The following is an 18,107-nucleotide window of genomic DNA, read 5'->3' as shown; positions in this document are numbered from 1 at the left end:
TACGTCGGCACGAAAATTTGAGATATCGATGCTCAAGCGCATTGGTGTGGAGCAGATCTTCTTGCCTAAGTCTTACCCTGATGATCCAAGATTTAGAAGTGCAAGCGTTGATTATTCTGAAGATCATCTTTTGAAAATACCAAAAGATGATTTGGAAATTCTAAATAAAACGGATTGGTATGCGGGCGGAGACGAAAATTCCTGGCGTTTGGCGAACAAGTACTTCGATGTTGTTTTTATAATATTCTATTCGCTGGATATTTTTCAATCTGTATCTAAGCATTTTTACGGTGCTGTTGTTTGGAGGGTTTTTGGAACTCAGCAACCTATGACCTACGGTAAGATAATTGCTTACTATGGGGGAGAGCGTGTGCTAAAGCGCTTGGGAAGGCGGTTCTATTTTGGTGAGGCTTATTCACACCTTGCCGATCAGGAGCCGAGTCATCTTCGTGATCGGCGCTGCTACTTGCCGTTGGGTATGTTGGATATCGGCTTTGAGAATGCGTGGAAAGGCGAGTGTAAGAAAATACTATTTGTTTGCCCTGATATTGCATTCAATGATTATTACAAAAAAACATATGAATCTTTTTGCAAAGATTTTGGGGATTTCCCGTACATGGTCTCGGGAGCTCAGCCCGTCGCGATTGCTGATCCCCATGTCCTGGGCTTTGTGAGTGGGTCGGAGCATCATCGAAATATGGTGCAAGCGCGGGTGATGTTTTATCAAAGTCGTGAATCACATCATATTCATTATCATCCTTTCGAGGCTGTACGCATCGGAATGCCGCTTGTGTTTATGTCTGGTGGCATGTTGGATCGGCTCGGTGGGGATAAATTGCCCGGACGTTGCTCTACGATACGTGAGGCTCGTGCGAAAATTGAGCGAATTTTGGGCGATGATTGGAAGTTCATCGAAGAAATTTGTTCTACTCAGAGGGTGCTGCTGAGTGCCATGGACCCACAGAATATGGTGCAGTTATGGCGTGAAGGCTTTCAGCGCATTGCTGCCGATCTCGAGGCATCGCGCGAAAAAATGCAGTCGCGACCAATAGCAATCTCGCGAAAACGTGTGGCGGTGATACTGCCGGTGGGATACCGTGGTGGAAGCTTGCGTGGCGCATTGCTTTTGGCGAAAGCTCTATATCTTGGCAGTCGGCAGGCCGGAGAACCTGTTGATGTGGTTTTTTTGCATTTGGATGAATCTGCAACTTATTCAGATGCTGATTTTGACGAGTTGCCAGAGGGCGTATTACGTAGACCATATTCGTGGAAGACCTTGACAGCCAGCCAGGCTCTCCGCGCTATGCGGTATGCTGGTTTTTCAAAGTGGGAACCCACCGCCAACCAATACATCGTGCCGAACGATGGTATTCAACAATTGCAAGATTGTGATTTATGGCTTGTGGTAAGTGACCGTCTTTCGTGTCCATTGCTGCCGCTGAAAAGCAGTGTGCTTATGGTGTTTGATTATCTTCAAAGGTATGAGCCGGTGATTTCCAAGGGGACAGACCACGCGTTTCTGATGGCCGCCCGGGCCGCAGACCGCGTGCTGGTCACCACAGATTTCACTTGGCGCGATGCGATTCAATACGCCGGTCTTGAGCCTGGAAAGGTACGCAAGGTCCCGATGCTGGCTCCAGAGTTTCCGGTGATGAAAGTCGAGCAGGTGGCAAGCCCACGGCCTAGTGAAGATTATTTTTTGTGGACCACCAATGCTGCGGCCCATAAGAATCACGTCAATGCAGCGCGTGCATTGGAAATTTATTATGGGGAATTGGGTGGGCACTTGAATTGCCGCGTAACGGGAGTCAATACGCAAGGTCTGCGATCTGGAGAGGGCTCCCATATTCAAGCGATGGCTGAAGTATTTGATCGTTCCGAGATCCTGGATAAACGCGTTCGGTGGTGTGGGGAATTGCCTGACTTGGCATATCGAGAACTTTTGCGGGGTGCATTGTTTCTGTGGCACGCAGGCCGTATAGATAATGGAACTTTCAGCGTAGTGGAAGCAGCTTGCCTTGGAGTTCCATCGCTTTCCAGTGACTACCCGGCGATGCGTGAAATGGATGCCCAGTTTTCGCTTGGTTTGTCTTGGATGGATCCTGCGTCGCCAAGAGATATGGCCATGCAACTCAAACAGATGGAGCATGAGGCGATGGCCCGGCGAGCCCGTTTGCCTACAATCCAACAGCTGTCGGTGCAAAGCGTGGAAGCCCTTGCCCCCTTTTATTGGAAAGAGGTGCGTGCGTGCCTGTGATAAAGGAATACGGGATCTATGTGGCGTATCCGCCAACCGTAGACTTGCGTGCGGAGGGGTTGGGCCGCTATCTGGCAGCGTTCTTGAAGGGCTCGGAAGGCCGAAGTGATGTACGCTTTACCATTGTGTGTCCGAGTTGGTCGCATGATTCGCTGGAGGAGTTGTTTGACAGCGAAGGCGTTCCCAAAGATCGGTTCCGTGTGGTGGGGCCTAGAGGCAAGCCTTACGTGTTGTACGCCTACGAAGCATGGAAGGCATATCAACAGCGGGACCGCAGCTCCGGCAGGCTCAAGCATATAGGCCGTGCAATAGCAGCCGGGGTGACGCAGGCGCAGACCCGCATAGGGCGTCGAGCGGTGCAGGTGAACAGTGTGTCCACGCTGTTTCTGTTTTGCATTGAGGCGTTGCCCATGGCAGGGTTGTTCTTGCTGCTTGCACCAATTTGGGTGCCGATAGTCCTTGTCAATCGATGGACCGCGATATTTCGAGGCAGTGTTCGGCGAGTGACTCCCAAGGTCGCAGCGAAAAAGAACCGTTTGAAAGCACTGCTTGATCAGCCTCAGGGTATAGGATTTGTGCAGCGCCTGTTTGCCGATATGGAGCAAACCGAAACCCAGCGCATGCAAAGAGTGATTGAGCGCCTGCGTGGAGTGAGCGCTTGGTACTGCCCGGCTGCATTCTGGCCCGCCTTTAATCAGATCAAGGCACCTCGCCTTATGTGTGTTCCAGACGTGGTTTTGACGGACTTCCCGGTAGGATTTTCATCTGTGAACGGTGATTACACTTTGCAGGTTTTTGAAAATGTCGAAAAAGCGATTGCTGATTCTGATAATCTAGTGGCCTATAGTGGTGCCATAAAATGGGGGACATTGGTTGATAGGTATGGGGTTGATGAAGATAAGGTATCTGTAATATACCACGCACCGAATAAATTGGATCAATCGGTAACTGTTACTGGTTTTCCTGATCCAGAGAAGGCGTCAAAAAATTATTGCCGCAGTATTTTATCTCAAGCTTTTTTGAAAGGTGAGAACATTGACTACCTTGCAGGTATAAAAAATGGAGATATTCAGTTTTTATTCTATGCAAGTCAGTTTAGGCCCAATAAAAATATCTTAAGCCTCTTGAGGGCATATGAGTATTTATTGCGAAGCCGCCACGTGTCACTCAAGTTGATATTGACGGGTAATCCGCGCCACATGCCGGAGATACAGGATTTTATTGTCCAGCATCGATTGGAGGAGGAAGTTCTTTGTTTGCCCAAGCTAAGCGTTGATGAGCTTGCTGCATGCTACAAGCTTGCAACATTGGCGGTGAATCCCAGTTTGAGCGAGGGAGGGTGTCCTTTCACCTTCACCGAGGCCTTGTCGGTTGGCACACCGGTAGTTATGGCGAAAATTCCTGTAAGCCAAGAGGTGTTGACTGATCCAGTCTTGCAAGAACTTACGTTCTTTGACCCCTACGACTGGAAAGACATGGCAGAGCGAATTCAATGGGGTGTCGCGAATCGAGAGAAGTTGTTAGCGGTGCAATTGCCGACCTATGAACAGTTGGTGCAACGCACTTGGCAAGACGTGGTGAATGAGCACCTTGATATCCTGGACCGCATGGTGTCGCAGCGTGGCGCAGCCGAGGGTATATCGTGAGTCATTCGCCGGTGGTACCGACTGGGCTGTGCGTGCTAGGTTTTGGAGGGCATGCTCGCTCGGTGATGGACGTAGCAGTTGCCGTTGGGATCCAGGACTTTCTTTTTGTGGACGCGAATGCAGCGCCGGGCGAGACTTTATTGGGTTTTCCCACGCAAACCATTTTTCCCGAAACCTTGCCATCCGGATGGACCGTGTTCCCTGCCGCAGGTTCTAACGCACGTCGGCGTGAACAGGTCGAATGGACGCTTCGGGCCGGGTGGCCCCTGGCGACCCTTGTTTCCCCATCAGCGTCGATAGGTGTCGGCTCTTCGTTGGAGCCGGGGTGTTTTGTCGGCCATCACGCTCATATAGGCCCCATGGCGCGCGTCGGAGCAGGGTGCATTGTCAATACAGGGGCGGTGGTTGAACATGAAGCGGTCGTTGGCGACTTCTCTCATGTATCGGTGAAGGCCGTGATTGCTGGGCGCAGTCGGATTGGCCGCTTGGTCATGGTGGGGGCTGGCGCCACTGTTCTAGATGGACTGACTATAGTGGACGATGTCACGATTGGAGGTGGCGGGGTCGTGCATCGCTCCATTGACCAGACTGGTGTGTATGTCGGCGTGCCCGTGCGTCGAGTGTCTGTGTTGCGGACGATCTGATAGATCACACTATAAATACGGCTAGTGCCTGTCGATGCCTAGTCTGCATACCAAGGGGGAGCGGAGTGAGCGTAAGCGCGAATCCTAACAACAAAGTACTGGTGTCGCTGGTGGTGCCCGTCTATTCGGGTGCTGACTATCTGGCGGAACTGGTTGCATCGATTGCACAGCTCCGTGAAGCCTGGATATCGGACCGTGCACCATTACATTTGGAAGAGGTGGTCTTCGTTAACGACGACTCCGTTGATGAATCTGCTGTTGTGCTGAGCACCCTGTCTGAGGGCCGTGCATGGATGCGGGTGCTTCATCTGTCGCGGAATTTTGGCCAACATCCAGCCACCATCGCGGGGATTTTGCATACTTGCGGTGATTGGGTGGTTACTCTGGATGAGGACCTGCAGCATCCACCTGAGTACATTCCTGCGATGCTGAAGGTTGCTGTCGCTGATCAGCTCGATATTGTCTATGCCCATGCCCTGGAAGGGGTGCATGAAAGTGCCATCCGTGATCTCGGCTCGCGTTTCATGAAGCGGGTCACAGGTGTTTTAGCAGGCGACATGAGCGTCTCAACTTTCAGCAGTTTTCGCGTAATGCGCGGTTCGATCGCCCGCTCCGCCAGTCGAGTGTGTGGCCATGAAACCTACTTTGACATTGCGCTTTCTTGGTACTCCCGCCGTGTGGGCACCTCAATCCTGCCCATTAAAGACCGGCGCTTTATCGAAGGCAAAAAAAGTGGCTACTCGCTGAGAAAGCTGATGTCTCACGCCCGGCGACTTATTATGTCCAGCCGCGTCAAGGCCCTTCGTATCGGAGGTTACCTGGGATTGGCAGCTATGTTTTTTGGGTTTACGTTTGCCGCGTATGTGGCAGTCAGGGAGTTTTTCCATCCTGGCGCTTTCATGGCGCGTGGGTGGAGCTCTTTGATCATCTCCAATATGGTGTTCAGTGGGATGATCCTTTTTCTGATCAGCGCTGCTCTGGAGTACCTTTCTATTCTGGTACTTCGGGCTCAAGGAAAGCCCACTTTTTTCGTCATCGACAGAAGCGATGATGTGGTAATCGCGTCTTATCTCAGAGAGCTTGCCGCTTGAGCCTCCTGAGGCAAACTTTCAGGCGCCTCTATATCGGGCCGAGCGCCCAATTGCTAGTCCTCTTTGAGGTCACGCAGGTTGGCGGCATCCGGAAGGCTCGTGGCCTCGTCACCACCGACACGCTGCGGCAGGTGAGGAAACATTTTTGCCGAAGCGCTGGCACTCCGACTCGGAGTTGGACGCGCCGAACCTCGCACAGGTCCCGGAAGATCGAAGCCGACGGAGGTGCTGAGGGGAATTTCCTTGTTGTAGGTACTGCAAGGCCCATGGTATGGACACAGGTTTGGTGACGCGCATCATGCGAAAGCAATTCTTTCAACATTTTTCTGAAATGGTTCAGCATGTCAGCACCCGAGTTTGACGCGCACGCTGACAGTTATCGGCAGACGCTTGATCGGGCACTTGCGATTGGCGGTGGCGACAGCGTTTACTATGCAGAGCGTAAGTTTGCCGCTCTGAGTGCATATCAGAACGAGCGTCCGCACACCGCACCTGCGTCCATTCTGGATTTCGGCTGCGGAACTGGTACCAACCTTCCTTTTTTACGTGACCTATTCCCCGACGCTGCTTTGCAAGGGGTGGATGTCTCACAACGCAGTCTGGAGGTGTCCAGTGGACGCCAAGTCCCCAGGTGCCAGTTGGCCTTATACGATGGAACAACCTTGCCTTTCGAGGCTGCGAGTTTCGACATGGTGGTTGTGTCCAATGTCCTTCACCATATCGAACCGTTTGATCGCGCTTCGACGCTCAGGGAAATCGCTCGCTGCTTGAAGCCTGGCGGCCTATTGGCAGTATTCGAGCACAATCCTTTCAATCCGGTGACGCGTAGAGTGGTGCGGGATTGCCCGTTCGATGCCGGTGTGACGCTGGTTAGGCCTCGAGAAATAAAGTCGATCTTGAGGGAGCAGGGCTATCAGATCGCTAGCCTCTGGAACATCATCTTTTTCCCCGCTGCGTTGAAGAAGTTAAACGCCGTAGAGCCTCAGATGCGGTGGCTGCCATTGGGCGCGCAATACGCGCTATTTGCTGAGTGGCCAGGAAGTTGACCATGTATTCAAGCGCAAACCGTTGGACCAGTCATGCGGATGGGCTGCGATTGGGAGGGTGGCCGTGAGTCCGGCATTGCTGCACAGGTTTTCGCGCTTCACCTTGGTCGGGATTGCAAATGCCCTGGTCTACGCTGCAGCGACGCGGCTGTATGTAGATGTGTGGGGAGTGAATGCCGCTGTCGCTGGTGGCTTGGGCTATGCCACTGCGGTGCCCATCGCCTTTTTGGGGCATCGAGGCCTGACATTTCAAGCTCAGGGTGCGTTGTGGCCGCAGTTCGTCCGCTTTGTTGCGACGCATTTTCTGGGGTTCGTGCTGGCTGCGGCCATCCCCTGGCTGGTGTGCGACCTATTGGGTTGGCCCCTATGGGTTGGAATCGGGATAACCATTCTCATGGTTCCGGTTGCGACTTACGTGGTGATGGACAGGTGGGTATTCACCAAGTCGTGAGCGAGTGCTGGAACGCCTGCACAACACTCATTCTGCGGAGCCTGTGAATATGGCTTTAGTTGTTTGCTGACAGAAGGTTGCTAGATGTCCAGGTTTTCCTATGTTGCCGCTTGTTTCCTGTTGGCGGGGCTGGTTGTCACGGCTATTTGGCTACCCTTCGGTTTCGAAATGGGAGGCTTGATCGAAGAGTGGGGATTGTTGGGCCTCTACGCCAAGCACGGCCACTTCTACCTATCTGGCAGGGAGGGCCTTCTGCCCAGCCTGGCGATGCGACCCCTTACCTTTCTGATTCCCGGTTTGGCGAATCAACTGAGCTCGCATTCTTTCGTTCCATGGCACATGTTGTTAATACTCGCTCTTTTGCTCAAGGGGGCGATGGGGGGCTGGCTGGTATGGCGCCTGTCGCAATCTAGGACGCTGGGGGCGGCGGCGGTACTGTTGTGCATCCTTTACCCGGCGGACACGATGCATGTGTCGTTGAGGAGCCTGCACATTGTCTGGGCCATCACTTTGGCAATGTTGGGAGCGTGTGCGCTTATTGAGGCCCTGGAACGAGAGGTAGGTAGGTTCGTCCAAGGTGCGCTGGCTGTGGTCGCTGCCATATCGACTGTTGGCGGCATTGCAATGTACGAAGCAGCCTTGGCTCTGCTTCTCTTGGTACCCGGCTACTTCTTCGTTCAGCGGGGCGCTGTTGGCGTTTTGACCATCGCCCGGCGCAAATCCTGGGTATGGCTCCTCTTTAGCATCGGTCTCGGTCTATATGGCGTGTATATCGCTAGCGTCAGTAGCGGCAGCAGCTATCAGGGCAACTTGGTGGGAGGCGGCAGTGTTCTAGGACTGCTTGCCGTGACTTGGCCGAAGCTCTTCACTGTTGGCGCGCTGCATGCGGTTTGGGGGGGCTGGGTCGAGGCATTCCGGCTGGCGATGGACCAGCCAATGTCCAACCAGATCTATCTGGCTGTATGTACGCTGTTGCTCCTGGCTGCGGCAGTGGGCATGTGCTTGCCGGCCAGCCACCCCGTTGGAGGGCTTCGATCTGTGCAAGCCTTCAGACTGATGCTGATGGGTGGTGCCATGGCACTGGCAGGCTATTTTCCCTATTTGCTTTCATTGCCTCACCTGTCGATCAACCAGCGCACTTTTTTGGCTGCCAGCCCCGGTGCGGCACTCCTCTGGGTGGGCGTGCTGGCCTTCGTGGTCGCCCACAGTCGGAAGGTGATGTTGTTGATGTCGTTTCCAGCAGTCTTTCTTGGTCTGACCTTCCAGCTGCATCAGTTCAGTCATTACCAGGACCTATCAGATATCCAACGCAGGCTGCTGGGAGAGGTCGCCAGCCAATATGGCCGGCGCGAAGGCGCTCCCCCCGTCGTAGTCCGAGACCATAGCAACAGTCTGGGTCACACATGGATGTTCCTTCCTGAGAATTTGGGCTATGCCCTGTCGTACGTCATTGGACATCCGACGGGACCTCTGGAGATCTGTCGTCAGCCCGCCGGCGAATGGATGCGGCGAGATGGATTAGGTCGCACTGGGCACTGTTATGTTGCCGATGGACAATGGGTTTTCGAGGCTGCGCCCCTGGCCAGTGGTCCTGGTCTTCCCGTATCCAGCGAACCGCGCAGGGTGGTCCGGTGGCCTGTGTCTACCACCGTAACCCTAGATGTAGGCCAGGAAATGGTTCTGGATTCCAGCGGAATTTCAAACCTACCGTATGCGTCTGGCAGCAGGCAGGATCCTGCGAATCCAACCGGCCTGTACGAGGTACGGTGGCCGCTCACAGGGCTGTTATGGCAGTCGGCTCACCGTGTGCGTGACTGCTATCGCTGGGACTTTGGGGATGTATGGAGCCTAGATCTTCCGATACGTGGGAGTGGGTGGCGTGAAGCGGAGTGGGAAGTGTCCGGGTTGCGCAAGACGTCGGCCGCCTGGAAGACCGATGAGCGGGGTAGCTTGTACTTCGAACTGTTGCCCAAGGATGATAGTTATCTGCTTCGTTTTCGACTGGCTGCGATAGCTAGAGAGTCGGTACTGAAGAGCCTCGTTCTGTCGGTCAACGGTGTCCAGTTGCCAATGACCCAGCAGGGTTTAGAAGGTAGAGCCATAGTTCCCGCAGGTGTGCTCAAGCAGGGTTCGAACGTGATGGTTTTTGAGTCCGACGTAGCAACAGATTACTACGGCGTGTCAATTAAGTTGGACCGTGTGGTGGTGGCGCCCCTCGCGGCAGAGACCTCTGTGGGCGCGGGCGGATGCGGAGTTCTATAACGATGGTGGATGGTGCGTCAGCCTACCCACGTCGGGCACGGTCAATTGCAAAATACCGGACGATGCGCAAGTTGTGCTGCGCATTGAGTGGCCAAGGTACGCAAGCTCGCTCCGCAGGTGAGCCTGGTGCACATCGTGCGTCGCGTGCTGATGTCGTCATCCTATTGCGCTGAAACCTCGATAGTTACCCTCGCGATGCCCGGTTTGTGAGCAGCGTCAACCATCGCCTTATATGGCGCATCTCATCACGACCCCGGTATATGGAATGCGCAGAGGGTCTTGGTCTACGTCGCACGTCACATGATTGAAGACACGCCGCGCCAATTCGCAGTATTCCATTTCGGTTCGAGTGTGGGTGCCACGATCCTTCGAGATGATGTAGCGCGCGATTTTCGATTGCCCAAGTGCGTATAGGGGATCCAGCGTCAGCAGAAAACCGCTGGGCCTCAATCGTTGCTTGGCCGTGCGAAAAAGGCTCTCGGCCGTTGAGTCGTCCAGATGATGGAGCAGACCGAGTGCAAGAATGATTTCGAATTCCGATTCCTGTGAGTCATAGTCAACCGTCAGCTCATCGCACACAAATCGTGCGCTGCGCTCCCGAAATCGCTCCTGCGCGCTGGCAATATAGGCGGCGTTCCGGTCAAAGCCCACGTAGTCGACATTCGCCGGAAGGTAGGACAGAACATCCCCGGTGCCGCATCCAATGTCGAGCACGCGCACACGATGCTTGGCATCTTTTGTGACAGTCGCCAACGCGCGGCCCACCGCCTCCCGTCGCCAGGCGTTCGCGCCGACAATATTCTGAAAAATGTTATAGAGCACGGGCGTGGCCAGCAGATGTCGCAGACCAGATCTCACTTCTGACATTCACAGACCTTCATATAGTTTTGCACTACGTTGTCATTGATCCTAGCCCGCATGCTGGATCAACAGCAGACCGTCGCATGGAACTATACCTGGGCATCATTCCCAATCGGTGCAAGACAGCCGCGTGGAATTCAAACACCTAAAGTCGGGCAACGCACACAAACACTCGGGATGAGTGGTGCTACACGACCGATTTATTCAAATAGAAGCTTGTCTGCTATGTATTCGCTGTAGCACGGACGCGGTCCGAGCCTGCGCATGTGCAACGTTAGAATCATCCTCATCTCAGGCCCGTCAGTGCTCCAGTTCCATGGCGCGAGGCGAGGGGATTGGCGCGAGGGCGCCTGTGTGTAATTGGTTTTCTGTAAATACCCCAACATGGCGCCACTTCAAATCACGACCACCTTGCTGGGCATCGGCCTTGCCGCCGTCATTTTGCTGCTAGTGCGGCGCGATCACCTTTATCTTTTGCACGGTCTATTCTGGATTCTTGTGGCGGGGGCTGCAGCAGTTCTGGGAGTTTGGCCAGGGTTGATTGACCGTCTCGCTGTGGTTGTAGGTATCAGTTATCCGCCAGCTCTGCTTTTGCTGGTGGCGGTGGTGATCGTTCTCGTGAAAACGCTGCACACCGACATTGTCAATACCCGAGTGGAAAGGGATGTGCGGCGCCTCAACCAGCGGCTAGCCATTTTGGAAGCCGATAACACTGCTTTGCGAGAAAATCGTCTCGGCTAGCTTTCACGCGCATTTGTCGGTGCGTGGCTTGGGGAATACTTCTGAGACTCAGGGACTAGCGCGGCGTGCTCGACGCACTTGCCACTGTGCCAGGCACAGCAGCGTGGTGGCTGCCATGTACTTGGCCACACTGAACCATGAGTTGAAAATCCGCGACTTGCCGACTGCGCGCAGATTCATGGAAACGGGCACCTCGGCAATACGCAGCCCGGCGCGGCGCACCATCAGCAGCGCACCCAGGTCCTGGTAGTCCAGCAAGGTGGCTTCACGCGATGCCAGGACCTGCATGGCATCGGCGTTGTAGAGCCTGAATCCCGAGGTAAGGTCGCGCAAGTCAAAACCGGCCAGGTGGCGAAACCAGTTCCAGGCCAGTTGCCGTGTACGGCTGGCGCGCTCTGGGTAAGCTCCTATGACCAGATCGGCCTGCTCCCGCGCCCGCAGCAAAACAGGAATCTCGTTGACCTCATGCTGCCCATCGGCGTCCATAGTGATGACGGCTTGGTAGCCGTGCAGCAGCGCATAGCGAATGCCCGCCTGCATGCCCCCCCATGCACCCATGGGGAGCACAGGATTCAACACGCAGGCACCCGCCGCGCTGGCAATGGCGGACGTATCGTCCGTGCTCTGGTCATTGATGACCAGTACATCGTGCCAGCCTGCGGCATGCAAATGCTGCAGCACGCTGCCAATGGTGCTGGCTTCGTTGCGTGCGGGGATCACCACCAGAAGGTCTTTGCCCCGAGCCGGCCTTGCCGCCTCTGGGGCCACCAGTGTGTACCGGGTCGCAAGCGCTTGGGCGCTGGCCGCGATGGAGAAGTGCCTGTGCAGGGAGCGCTGTCCAGCGGCACCAAATTCGGCACGTTGTCCGGGCTGGTCTTGCATGTGCTTGAAGGCCGCCCGCCAGCCCGAGATATCGCTCTCCAGGGAAACACGCAAGCCAGCACCTGCCTGCGAAACGACCCAGGGCATGCCCGATCCAGGCAAGTCGCTCACGATGCAAGGCCGGGCGTGGTGCATGGCTTCCAGCAACACCATGCCGAAGGCCTCGGTCCGCTCGCGCGAAGCCAGGCAGAAGACGTCGCAACTTCTGAGCAGCGCATGTTTCTCGTCGTCACCCACGTCCCCCAGAAGGCGCACATTGGGCTGTTCGCCGGATCGGGTGTGGGTGGCAATGAGGGCCTCCAGTTCCTGACGAGAGTCGCCTTCCCCCACGATCAACAACTCCAGCCCCGGCTGGCCCGCCACAGCGCGGACCAGGGTTTCAAAACCTTTGTAATAGGTGAGGCGCCCGATCGACAACAGGCGCAGCGCGCCGCCACCTTCGGCTGCCCAGGCCTTTAACGGTTTTATCTCGCCGGAGGGTGCAGGGGTGGCGCAGTCCAGGCCCAGGGGAACTACATCGCATTTGTCCCGCCATTTTCGAAGTGGTTCGCTGGCTTCCAGATACGGCGCAGATGTAGCAATGACCCGCGCCGCCTGGCTGAGTACCGCTTGTTCGAAGGGCCTGTAAAGGCGGTAGGCGATGGCAACTGCCGTGCGGATGCGTGACACCACCACGTCGGAATGCCAGTGCACCACCCACGGAATGTCGCGCGCCTGCGGCAGGGTGAGCGCCCAGAAAACGGAGTTGTTGGGCATGTGCAGGTGCAGCACATCAGGCTGGATGCGCTGAATGGCCCGACCCAATGCTTTCCGAAATCCGAGTGCGATGGGCGCGTAGACCACGCTGAACTGCACTGGCACTCGCTGCAACCATGGGGGGTCATCAGGCAGGGGATCGCCGTGTACCAATGCGTGGGCATCCAGGCCCTGGCGCCGCTGTTCATGAATCAGATCGGCCAGAAAAACTTCCATGCCTCCGTGGTACGGAGGAAAGAATTTGCCGACGTGCAAGACCCTGAGCGCCATGTGCCTGCGAAGTGCTAGCGTTTAGCTGCAGGCATGCCCGCGATTTTTTCGCGCACTTGCCGGTATTGGGGATTGCGTGGGTCCAGCTGGATGGCCTGGTCCAAATCCTTTTGTGCCTCTGGAATGCGCCCCGTGCTGTGGTAGACCATCGCGCGGGCGTAGTACGCCGCAGCGCTCGGTTTTTGCGCTACCAGCGCCTCCAGCAGCGCGGTGGCCTGCTTACCATCGCCTTTGCCCAGCAAGGCCATGGCCAGGCCTTGGACGAAACGCGGGTTGTGGGCATCGGTCTTGAGCAGCGTTCGGAATTCGGTGGCGGCTTCGTCAAACTGCTGAACCGCAAGGGCCGCTTCGGCCCGCCGCAGGCGAATGGTGGGTTCGGTGCTCTGGTTGTTCTTGTCTTTGGCGACTTTTTGCAGCGCGATCGTGAAGCTCTCAAAGGCGGGCGCGAACTGGTTGAGCGCAAACTGGGACTCGCCGCGGTGGTAGTACAAGGGCAAGTCTGAGTAACCCAGGGCCTCGGCGGCGGCAAAGGCCTTCAAGGCTTCGGCGTGCTTTTTTTGCTGCTGCAGGACGACTCCGACATTGAGGCGTGTGCTGCGGCCCAGTTCGCCCCGGTCGCCAAAAGCGGCTGCGGTTGCAAACGCGCGTTCAGCCTGGTCGGGGAACCCTCTGCGCAAGTGGTAGGCGCCCAGGTTCATGAAGGGTCGGCTGCGGCCCACGGCGTTGGCAGGGGCCTTGAGATCGATTTTCTCGGCCGCGTCGGTCCAGGCCGTGCTTTCATCCCGCAGCGACAGGTTGCGCTCCAGGGCCAGCGCACCGAACACCAGGCCCAAGATCACTCCGGCCACGTAGATCGTGCGGGGCTTGAAGCCCGTGAGTGCAATTGCCAGCAGGCCTGGCAGCGCGACGGCCCAGAGGTAGCTGCGGTACAGAACAAAGGGGTCTTGGATCCAGACGGTGGCGAACTCCGTGGCAAACCACAGCATTGGCAGCAGCAGGCACAGCGCGGCCAGGCCCAGCGCGCCGGTGCGTCGCAAAACCAGCCAAATACAACCTGACAACAGTGCGACGTATCCCAAGGCGCCTACAAGTTGCCAGGGGGATGCCAAGCCCAAAGGGAAAGCCGGGCGCAGGTCGATCGACATCCACCCGACATAGGGCAGCACCCACAGCAATCCGTAGGCGAAGAAGAGCGCAGCCTGGTTCAGAATGCTCAGCGGATAGATCTGACCGGTGATGCCGGGACGCATGGCTTCAAGCTGCTCTGCGAACGCGATGGATTGGGCGTCAAAAAGCCGCCCCACCAGGTCGCCGCGGAAGTGAAGCAGGGATCCCACCGCCAGCGCAAGCAGCAGCAAGGCACCAATTACCACGGTGGCGGTGCGCTTGCCGCCCGGACGGCACACGTAGACATACAGGGGAACTGCTGCTGCGGCGGTCATCACCGCATGCTCCTTGGACAGCACGGCCAGCAGGTAGCTCAGCAGCGCGCCTGCGTACCAGGCCACTCGCTTGGTTTGCAGCCCACGCACAAAGGCCCAGCATGCCAGCACGGCGAACAGGGTCGCCATGAGGATGGACCGTTGCACCAGATAGCCGATGGCATACACCGCCATGGGGTGGAGTGCAAACAGCGCCACCCCAACCTGCAATGCCGCCCTTTGCGACGACGCGAAGTGCGCCTGTTCCTCGATGTCCTGTGGGAAACGCGTGCTGGCCATCAGCGCTTTGAAGAACGCATACATCGCAGCCACCACGCCCAGGTGCAAGGCGATATTGACGATGCGCTGCTTCCACCAGCCGGCGCCTGCGATCTGGTCTACCCAGACGAAGCTGCCATACGAGACCATGCGCTGCTTGAACTCCAGCAGGCTGCCGTAGTTGCCAAAGATCGTGCCTTCCGTGAGCCGTATGTCGTCAAACAGCAGCTCATTGCTCAATCCAGGCACATACACGCCCAACACGGCCAACAACAAAATCAGGGCGAAAAAGTAGGGTGCTTTGCCGGATTGAGCCATGGAAGGGCGTCGGGGGGAATGTGGGGGAGAGCCGTCCCCGGTTGGGGAGGCTCTAGCGCGAAGGCAGTGTAGCAGACCAAAAAACGTCACAGTCTGTGAAAAAGTCCGCAAAAACAATGACTTGGTGGGGGTACCCGCGCTGCGGGAAACTCCTGCGCGGGCCGCTTTGGGTGTACTCGTCTTGCTGTGCCCCCTGTGTGGCAGGAGGCTACAACCGGGCGGTTTGATGACCGCGGCCGATCATCAGATCCAGGTTCTGAACAGCCGCCCCCGACGCCCCCTTGCCCAGGTTGTCGAATACGGCAGTCAGCAGCACCTGGCCATGGCGGGCGTTGCTGAAAACGCCCAGCTGCATCTGGTTGGTGCCGTTGAGGGCCTGCGGGTCCAGATGCTGGGTGTCCCGTGCTTGCGCGAGGCCCAGGACCTCGACATGGGCTGCACCCAGAAAGTGCTGGACCAGGCAAGCGTGCAAACGCTCTCCGGTGGTGCCTGCGGGTAGCTGGCGCAGCAGGAGCGGAATGGTGAGCGCAATCCCCTGGCGGAACGAACCATAGGCTGGAAGAAAGAACGGGCGCTGCGACAGCCCGGCATGCAAGGCGATTTCCGGGGTGTGTTTGTGTTCCAGTCCCAGGCCGTAGAGCTGGAAGGCTGGGGCGTTGGCCGCGTTCGGGCCTTCATGTTCGTCCACGCGGGCCCGTCCGCCACCCGAATATCCCGACACCGCATGGATGGTGATGGGATGGTCGGCGGGCACCAGGCCCGCCTGCACGAGGGGCCGCAGCAGGGCGATGGCGCCCGTGGGGTAGCAGCCTGGGTTGCTGACCCGCCTGGCGCCCGCAATGCGTGCGGCCTGTTCTGCGCCCATCTCCGGAAAGCCATACACCCACTGCGGGTCCGTGCGGTGCGCCGAGCTGGCGTCGATCACGCGCACGGCGGGGTTGACGATGGCGGCCGCGGCCTCGCGGGCTGGGGCATCGGGCAGGCACAGGATGGCGATATCGCAGCTGTTGATGGCCTCGGTGCGGCGGGCGGTGTTCTTGCGTTCGTGGTCGGGCAGGGTCAGCAGTTGCAGATCCGTGCGGCCGCGCAGGCGCTCGTGGATCTGCAGGCCGGTGGTGCCTTGGTCGCCATCGATGAAGACAAGGGGTTGGGTGGTCATGGAGGCAGGTTCCTGAAATGGAGGGGGTGTGGAATCTTCGGTCCCGGTCTAAACTTTGAAAAGTTGAATTTCACAAACATCAGCATCAGGTTTACTGAACGTCATGCGCGAACTCAATCTCGACCGGCTGCGCACCCTTGTCACCATCGCCGACCTGGGCTCCTTCGCCGAAGCCGCCCGCACGCTGCACCTGGCGCCGCCCACGGTGAGCCTGCACATTGCGGACCTGGAGGCCCACATCGGTGCGCCATTGCTGGTGCGCAAGCGGGGCGAGGTGCGGCCATCCGGCGTAGGCGAGTTGCTGGTTGAACGCGCCCGGCGCCTGCTGGCAGATGCCGACGAAGCGATGGACCTCGTGCAGCGCCAGGTGCAGGGGTTGGCGGGGCGTGTGCGTCTGGGCGCCTCCACGGGTGCCATTGCCCATCTGTTGCCCCTGGCCCTGGAGGCATTGGGTAAGCACCACCCCGGCATTGACGTGCAGGTGGCGGTGCTCACCTCGCAGGAAACCATGTCGCGGCTGGCCAATGGGGCACTGGATGTGGGCCTGGTGGCCCTGCCGCAAGCGGCAACGCCTGGCGTGGCGGTGCTGCCGTGGCGGCGCGACCCGGTCATGGCGTTTGTGCCGTCCTCATGGCCTTTGCCCGCAAGGGCCACGCCCCGCTGGCTGGCGGGCCAGCCGCTGATCCTCAACGATGACGGCACCAGCCTGTCAAGGCTGACCAGCGAGTGGTTTGCGCTGGCCGGCGAGCACCCCAAGGCGCGCATCCAGCTGAACTACAACGACGCGATCAAGAGCCTGGTGGCGGCAGGCTATGGTGCAACGCTGCTGCCCCAAGAGGCTTCCACCGCCGCGCCACTGGACCCCCGCATCCGCATGCTGCCGCTGCAGCCCCGGCTGTGGCGGCCTCTGGGTATCGCGCACCGCGCAGGCCCTGTGGAGCGGGCCACCCAGCATGTGCTGGATGTGCTGTGGCAGCAAAAGCAGGTGTAGGGCGGGGCTGCAGCCTGTGTCCGCTGTCTTGCACGCAACGCTGCACAAGACAGGAGATCAGCAAAAATAACAATAAAATGTACTTTGGCGCTTGCCCGTAAAGCGCTTATAGCTATCAATATAGTAGTAAATCAGGGCGGTGCAGGCCGTTCAGCGGTCCAAGCCGCCAATGGCTGCTCTGCATCGCAGCGCTCCCGCGATTCAGATGGCGTTGTCCGGCGCCAGCGCGCTCAGCACCATGCGCACGATCAACTCCTCGGCCTTGTCGTAGTCGCGTTCGGTCAGCGCCGGTTTGCCCAGCAGCAGGGCGAACTGGGCTTCCTGCTCGGCGTAGGCCTGCGTGACCGACCAGATGATGAACATCAGGTGCGTGAAATTCACCTTGGCGATGCGGCCTTCGCGCGCCCAGCGCTCGAAGGTGCGCACCTCGGTCTTGAGCAGCGGGCCTACGCGCTCGATGATGGCTTTGCCATAGCGTGGTGCACCGGCAATCACCTCTTTGGTGAATACCTTGGCGCCCTGGGGGCGCGTGCGCGAATACTGCAGCTTGGCGCGGATATAGCGCCGCAGCGCCTGCTGGGGGTCGTCGCTGTGCGAGAGGTCTTCCATGCCCGCCAGCCACTGGGTCAGCACATCGTCGAGCACACGCTGGTACAGCGCCTCTTTGCTGGTGAAGTAATACAACAGGTTGTGGCGGCTGATGCCAATGGCTGCGGCAATGTTCTCCAGCGAAGCACCCTCGAAGCCGAATTGTGCAAAGTGGTTCTCGGCTTCGGTGAGGATGCTCTGTTCCTTGAGCAGGCGCGAGGCGGTGGGCGCGCGGGGGGCGGTGTCTGCGGGGGACGGGCGGGCGTCGGTCATCGCACCATTGTGGAACAAGCCAGGGGCCAAAAACTGGCAATTCGCTGGCGTGGGGCGGGGATTTGTGGCGATTTGACTGGCACGGGGTTTGCTCTAGGGATTTTACCAATTGGTAAATTTTTACGGGTTGGTAAATTGACCCACCACACAGGGCACCGCTGCACCAAAGCA

The 18,107-nt window shown here is 57.7% G+C and carries 14 protein-coding genes; 9 read left to right on the top strand and 5 right to left on the bottom strand.

Annotated features, from left to right (window positions below):
- Positions 1 to 28: 28 nt before the first annotated feature.
- The 7 genes from IB243_RS14295 to IB243_RS14265 all read left to right on the top strand — a co-directional run bounded on the left by IB243_RS14295 (position 29) and on the right by IB243_RS14265 (position 9,397).
- Positions 29 to 2,257, top strand: a complete 2,229-nt coding sequence (locus IB243_RS14295) for a hypothetical protein (RefSeq protein WP_225584953.1) — start codon at positions 29 to 31, stop codon at positions 2,255 to 2,257.
- A complete protein-coding gene (locus IB243_RS27445) occupies positions 2,248 to 3,903 on the top strand; it encodes a glycosyltransferase (protein WP_370540342.1) in 1,656 nt (551 codons plus the stop codon). Before IB243_RS14295 ends, IB243_RS27445 begins: the two co-directional genes overlap by 10 nt.
- Positions 3,900 to 4,547, top strand: coding sequence for a NeuD/PglB/VioB family sugar acetyltransferase (locus IB243_RS14285; RefSeq protein WP_370540341.1), 648 nt, complete (start codon positions 3,900 to 3,902; stop codon positions 4,545 to 4,547). The genes IB243_RS27445 and IB243_RS14285 overlap by 4 nt, the downstream gene beginning before the upstream one ends.
- Positions 4,548 to 4,648: 101 nt before the next feature.
- Entirely contained in the window at positions 4,649 to 5,638 is a 990-nt protein-coding gene (locus tag IB243_RS14280; RefSeq protein ID WP_192427851.1) for a glycosyltransferase, read from the top strand.
- 341 nt (positions 5,639 to 5,979) lie between these two features.
- Positions 5,980 to 6,684 carry a class I SAM-dependent methyltransferase gene (locus IB243_RS14275; protein ID WP_057229005.1) on the top strand — a complete coding sequence of 235 codons (705 nt, stop codon included), beginning with the start codon at positions 5,980 to 5,982 and terminating at the stop codon, positions 6,682 to 6,684.
- Positions 6,685 to 6,748: 64 nt separating this feature from the next.
- Positions 6,749 to 7,135 (top strand): GtrA family protein, encoded by a 387-nt coding sequence (locus IB243_RS14270; protein ID WP_159103190.1) that lies wholly within the window; start codon positions 6,749 to 6,751, stop codon positions 7,133 to 7,135.
- 84 nt (positions 7,136 to 7,219) lie between these two features.
- Positions 7,220 to 9,397, top strand: a complete 2,178-nt coding sequence (locus IB243_RS14265; protein WP_192427849.1) for a hypothetical protein — start codon at positions 7,220 to 7,222, stop codon at positions 9,395 to 9,397.
- Between the two features lie 228 nt (positions 9,398 to 9,625).
- Here IB243_RS14265 and IB243_RS14260 read toward each other — a convergent pair whose 3' ends face one another.
- Entirely contained in the window at positions 9,626 to 10,219 is a 594-nt protein-coding gene (locus tag IB243_RS14260; RefSeq protein WP_050812500.1) for a bifunctional 2-polyprenyl-6-hydroxyphenol methylase/3-demethylubiquinol 3-O-methyltransferase UbiG, read from the bottom strand.
- 423 nt (positions 10,220 to 10,642) lie between these two features.
- Between IB243_RS14260 and IB243_RS14255 the strand changes: the two genes are divergently transcribed.
- Entirely contained in the window at positions 10,643 to 10,999 is a 357-nt protein-coding gene (locus IB243_RS14255; RefSeq protein WP_010462199.1) for a DUF2304 domain-containing protein, read from the top strand.
- Between the two features lie 48 nt (positions 11,000 to 11,047).
- Here the strand turns inward: IB243_RS14255 and IB243_RS14250 are convergent, their stop codons facing one another.
- The 3 genes from IB243_RS14250 to argC form a co-directional block, all read right to left on the bottom strand.
- A complete protein-coding gene (locus IB243_RS14250; RefSeq protein WP_192427847.1) occupies positions 11,048 to 12,853 on the bottom strand; it encodes a glycosyltransferase in 1,806 nt (601 codons plus the stop codon).
- Positions 12,854 to 12,921: 68 nt separating this feature from the next.
- Positions 12,922 to 14,925, bottom strand: a complete 2,004-nt coding sequence (locus IB243_RS14245) for a tetratricopeptide repeat protein (RefSeq protein ID WP_192427845.1) — start codon at positions 14,923 to 14,925, stop codon at positions 12,922 to 12,924.
- Positions 14,926 to 15,133: 208 nt separating this feature from the next.
- The gene (gene argC / locus IB243_RS14240; protein ID WP_192427843.1) at positions 15,134 to 16,084 is read right to left on the bottom strand and encodes an N-acetyl-gamma-glutamyl-phosphate reductase; all 951 of its coding nucleotides are present in this window, start codon (positions 16,082 to 16,084) and stop codon (positions 15,134 to 15,136) included.
- A gap of 103 nt (positions 16,085 to 16,187) precedes the next feature.
- On the opposite strand from argC, the gene IB243_RS14235 reads away from it, so the two are divergent.
- A complete protein-coding gene (locus IB243_RS14235) occupies positions 16,188 to 17,075 on the top strand; it encodes a LysR family transcriptional regulator (protein WP_192427841.1) in 888 nt (295 codons plus the stop codon).
- Between the two features lie 201 nt (positions 17,076 to 17,276).
- Here the strand turns inward: IB243_RS14235 and IB243_RS14230 are convergent, their stop codons facing one another.
- A complete protein-coding gene (locus IB243_RS14230; RefSeq protein WP_192427839.1) occupies positions 17,277 to 17,936 on the bottom strand; it encodes a TetR/AcrR family transcriptional regulator in 660 nt (219 codons plus the stop codon).
- Between the last annotated feature and the right edge of the window lie 171 nt (positions 17,937 to 18,107).

It is taken from the genome of Acidovorax sp. ACV01, assembly GCF_014851495.1.
Lineage (GTDB): Bacteria > Pseudomonadota > Gammaproteobacteria > Burkholderiales > Burkholderiaceae_C > Acidovorax > Acidovorax radicis.
The sequence above is the reverse complement of the archived record's forward strand: the minus strand, read 5'-3'. Positions and strand labels throughout refer to the sequence as shown.

Bases quoted from the DNA above. Each gene is read 5' to 3' on its own strand.
- IB243_RS14275 (WP_057229005.1), top strand. From the start codon at position 5,980: ATGTCAGCACCCGAGTTTGACGCGCACGCTGACAGTTATCGGCAGACG.
- IB243_RS14265 (WP_192427849.1), top strand. From the start codon at position 7,220: ATGTCCAGGTTTTCCTATGTTGCCGCTTGTTTCCTGTTGGCGGGGCTG.
- IB243_RS14245 (WP_192427845.1), bottom strand. From the start codon at position 14,925: ATGGCTCAATCCGGCAAAGCACCCTACTTTTTCGCCCTGATTTTGTTG.
- IB243_RS14230 (WP_192427839.1), bottom strand. From the start codon at position 17,936: ATGACCGACGCCCGCCCGTCCCCCGCAGACACCGCCCCCCGCGCGCCC.
- argC (WP_192427843.1), bottom strand. From the start codon at position 16,084: ATGACCACCCAACCCCTTGTCTTCATCGATGGCGACCAAGGCACCACC.
- IB243_RS14235 (WP_192427841.1), top strand. From the start codon at position 16,188: ATGCGCGAACTCAATCTCGACCGGCTGCGCACCCTTGTCACCATCGCC.
- IB243_RS14295 (WP_225584953.1), top strand. From the start codon at position 29: ATGCTCAAGCGCATTGGTGTGGAGCAGATCTTCTTGCCTAAGTCTTAC.
- IB243_RS14250 (WP_192427847.1), bottom strand. From the start codon at position 12,853: ATGGAAGTTTTTCTGGCCGATCTGATTCATGAACAGCGGCGCCAGGGC.
- IB243_RS14255 (WP_010462199.1), top strand. From the start codon at position 10,643: ATGGCGCCACTTCAAATCACGACCACCTTGCTGGGCATCGGCCTTGCC.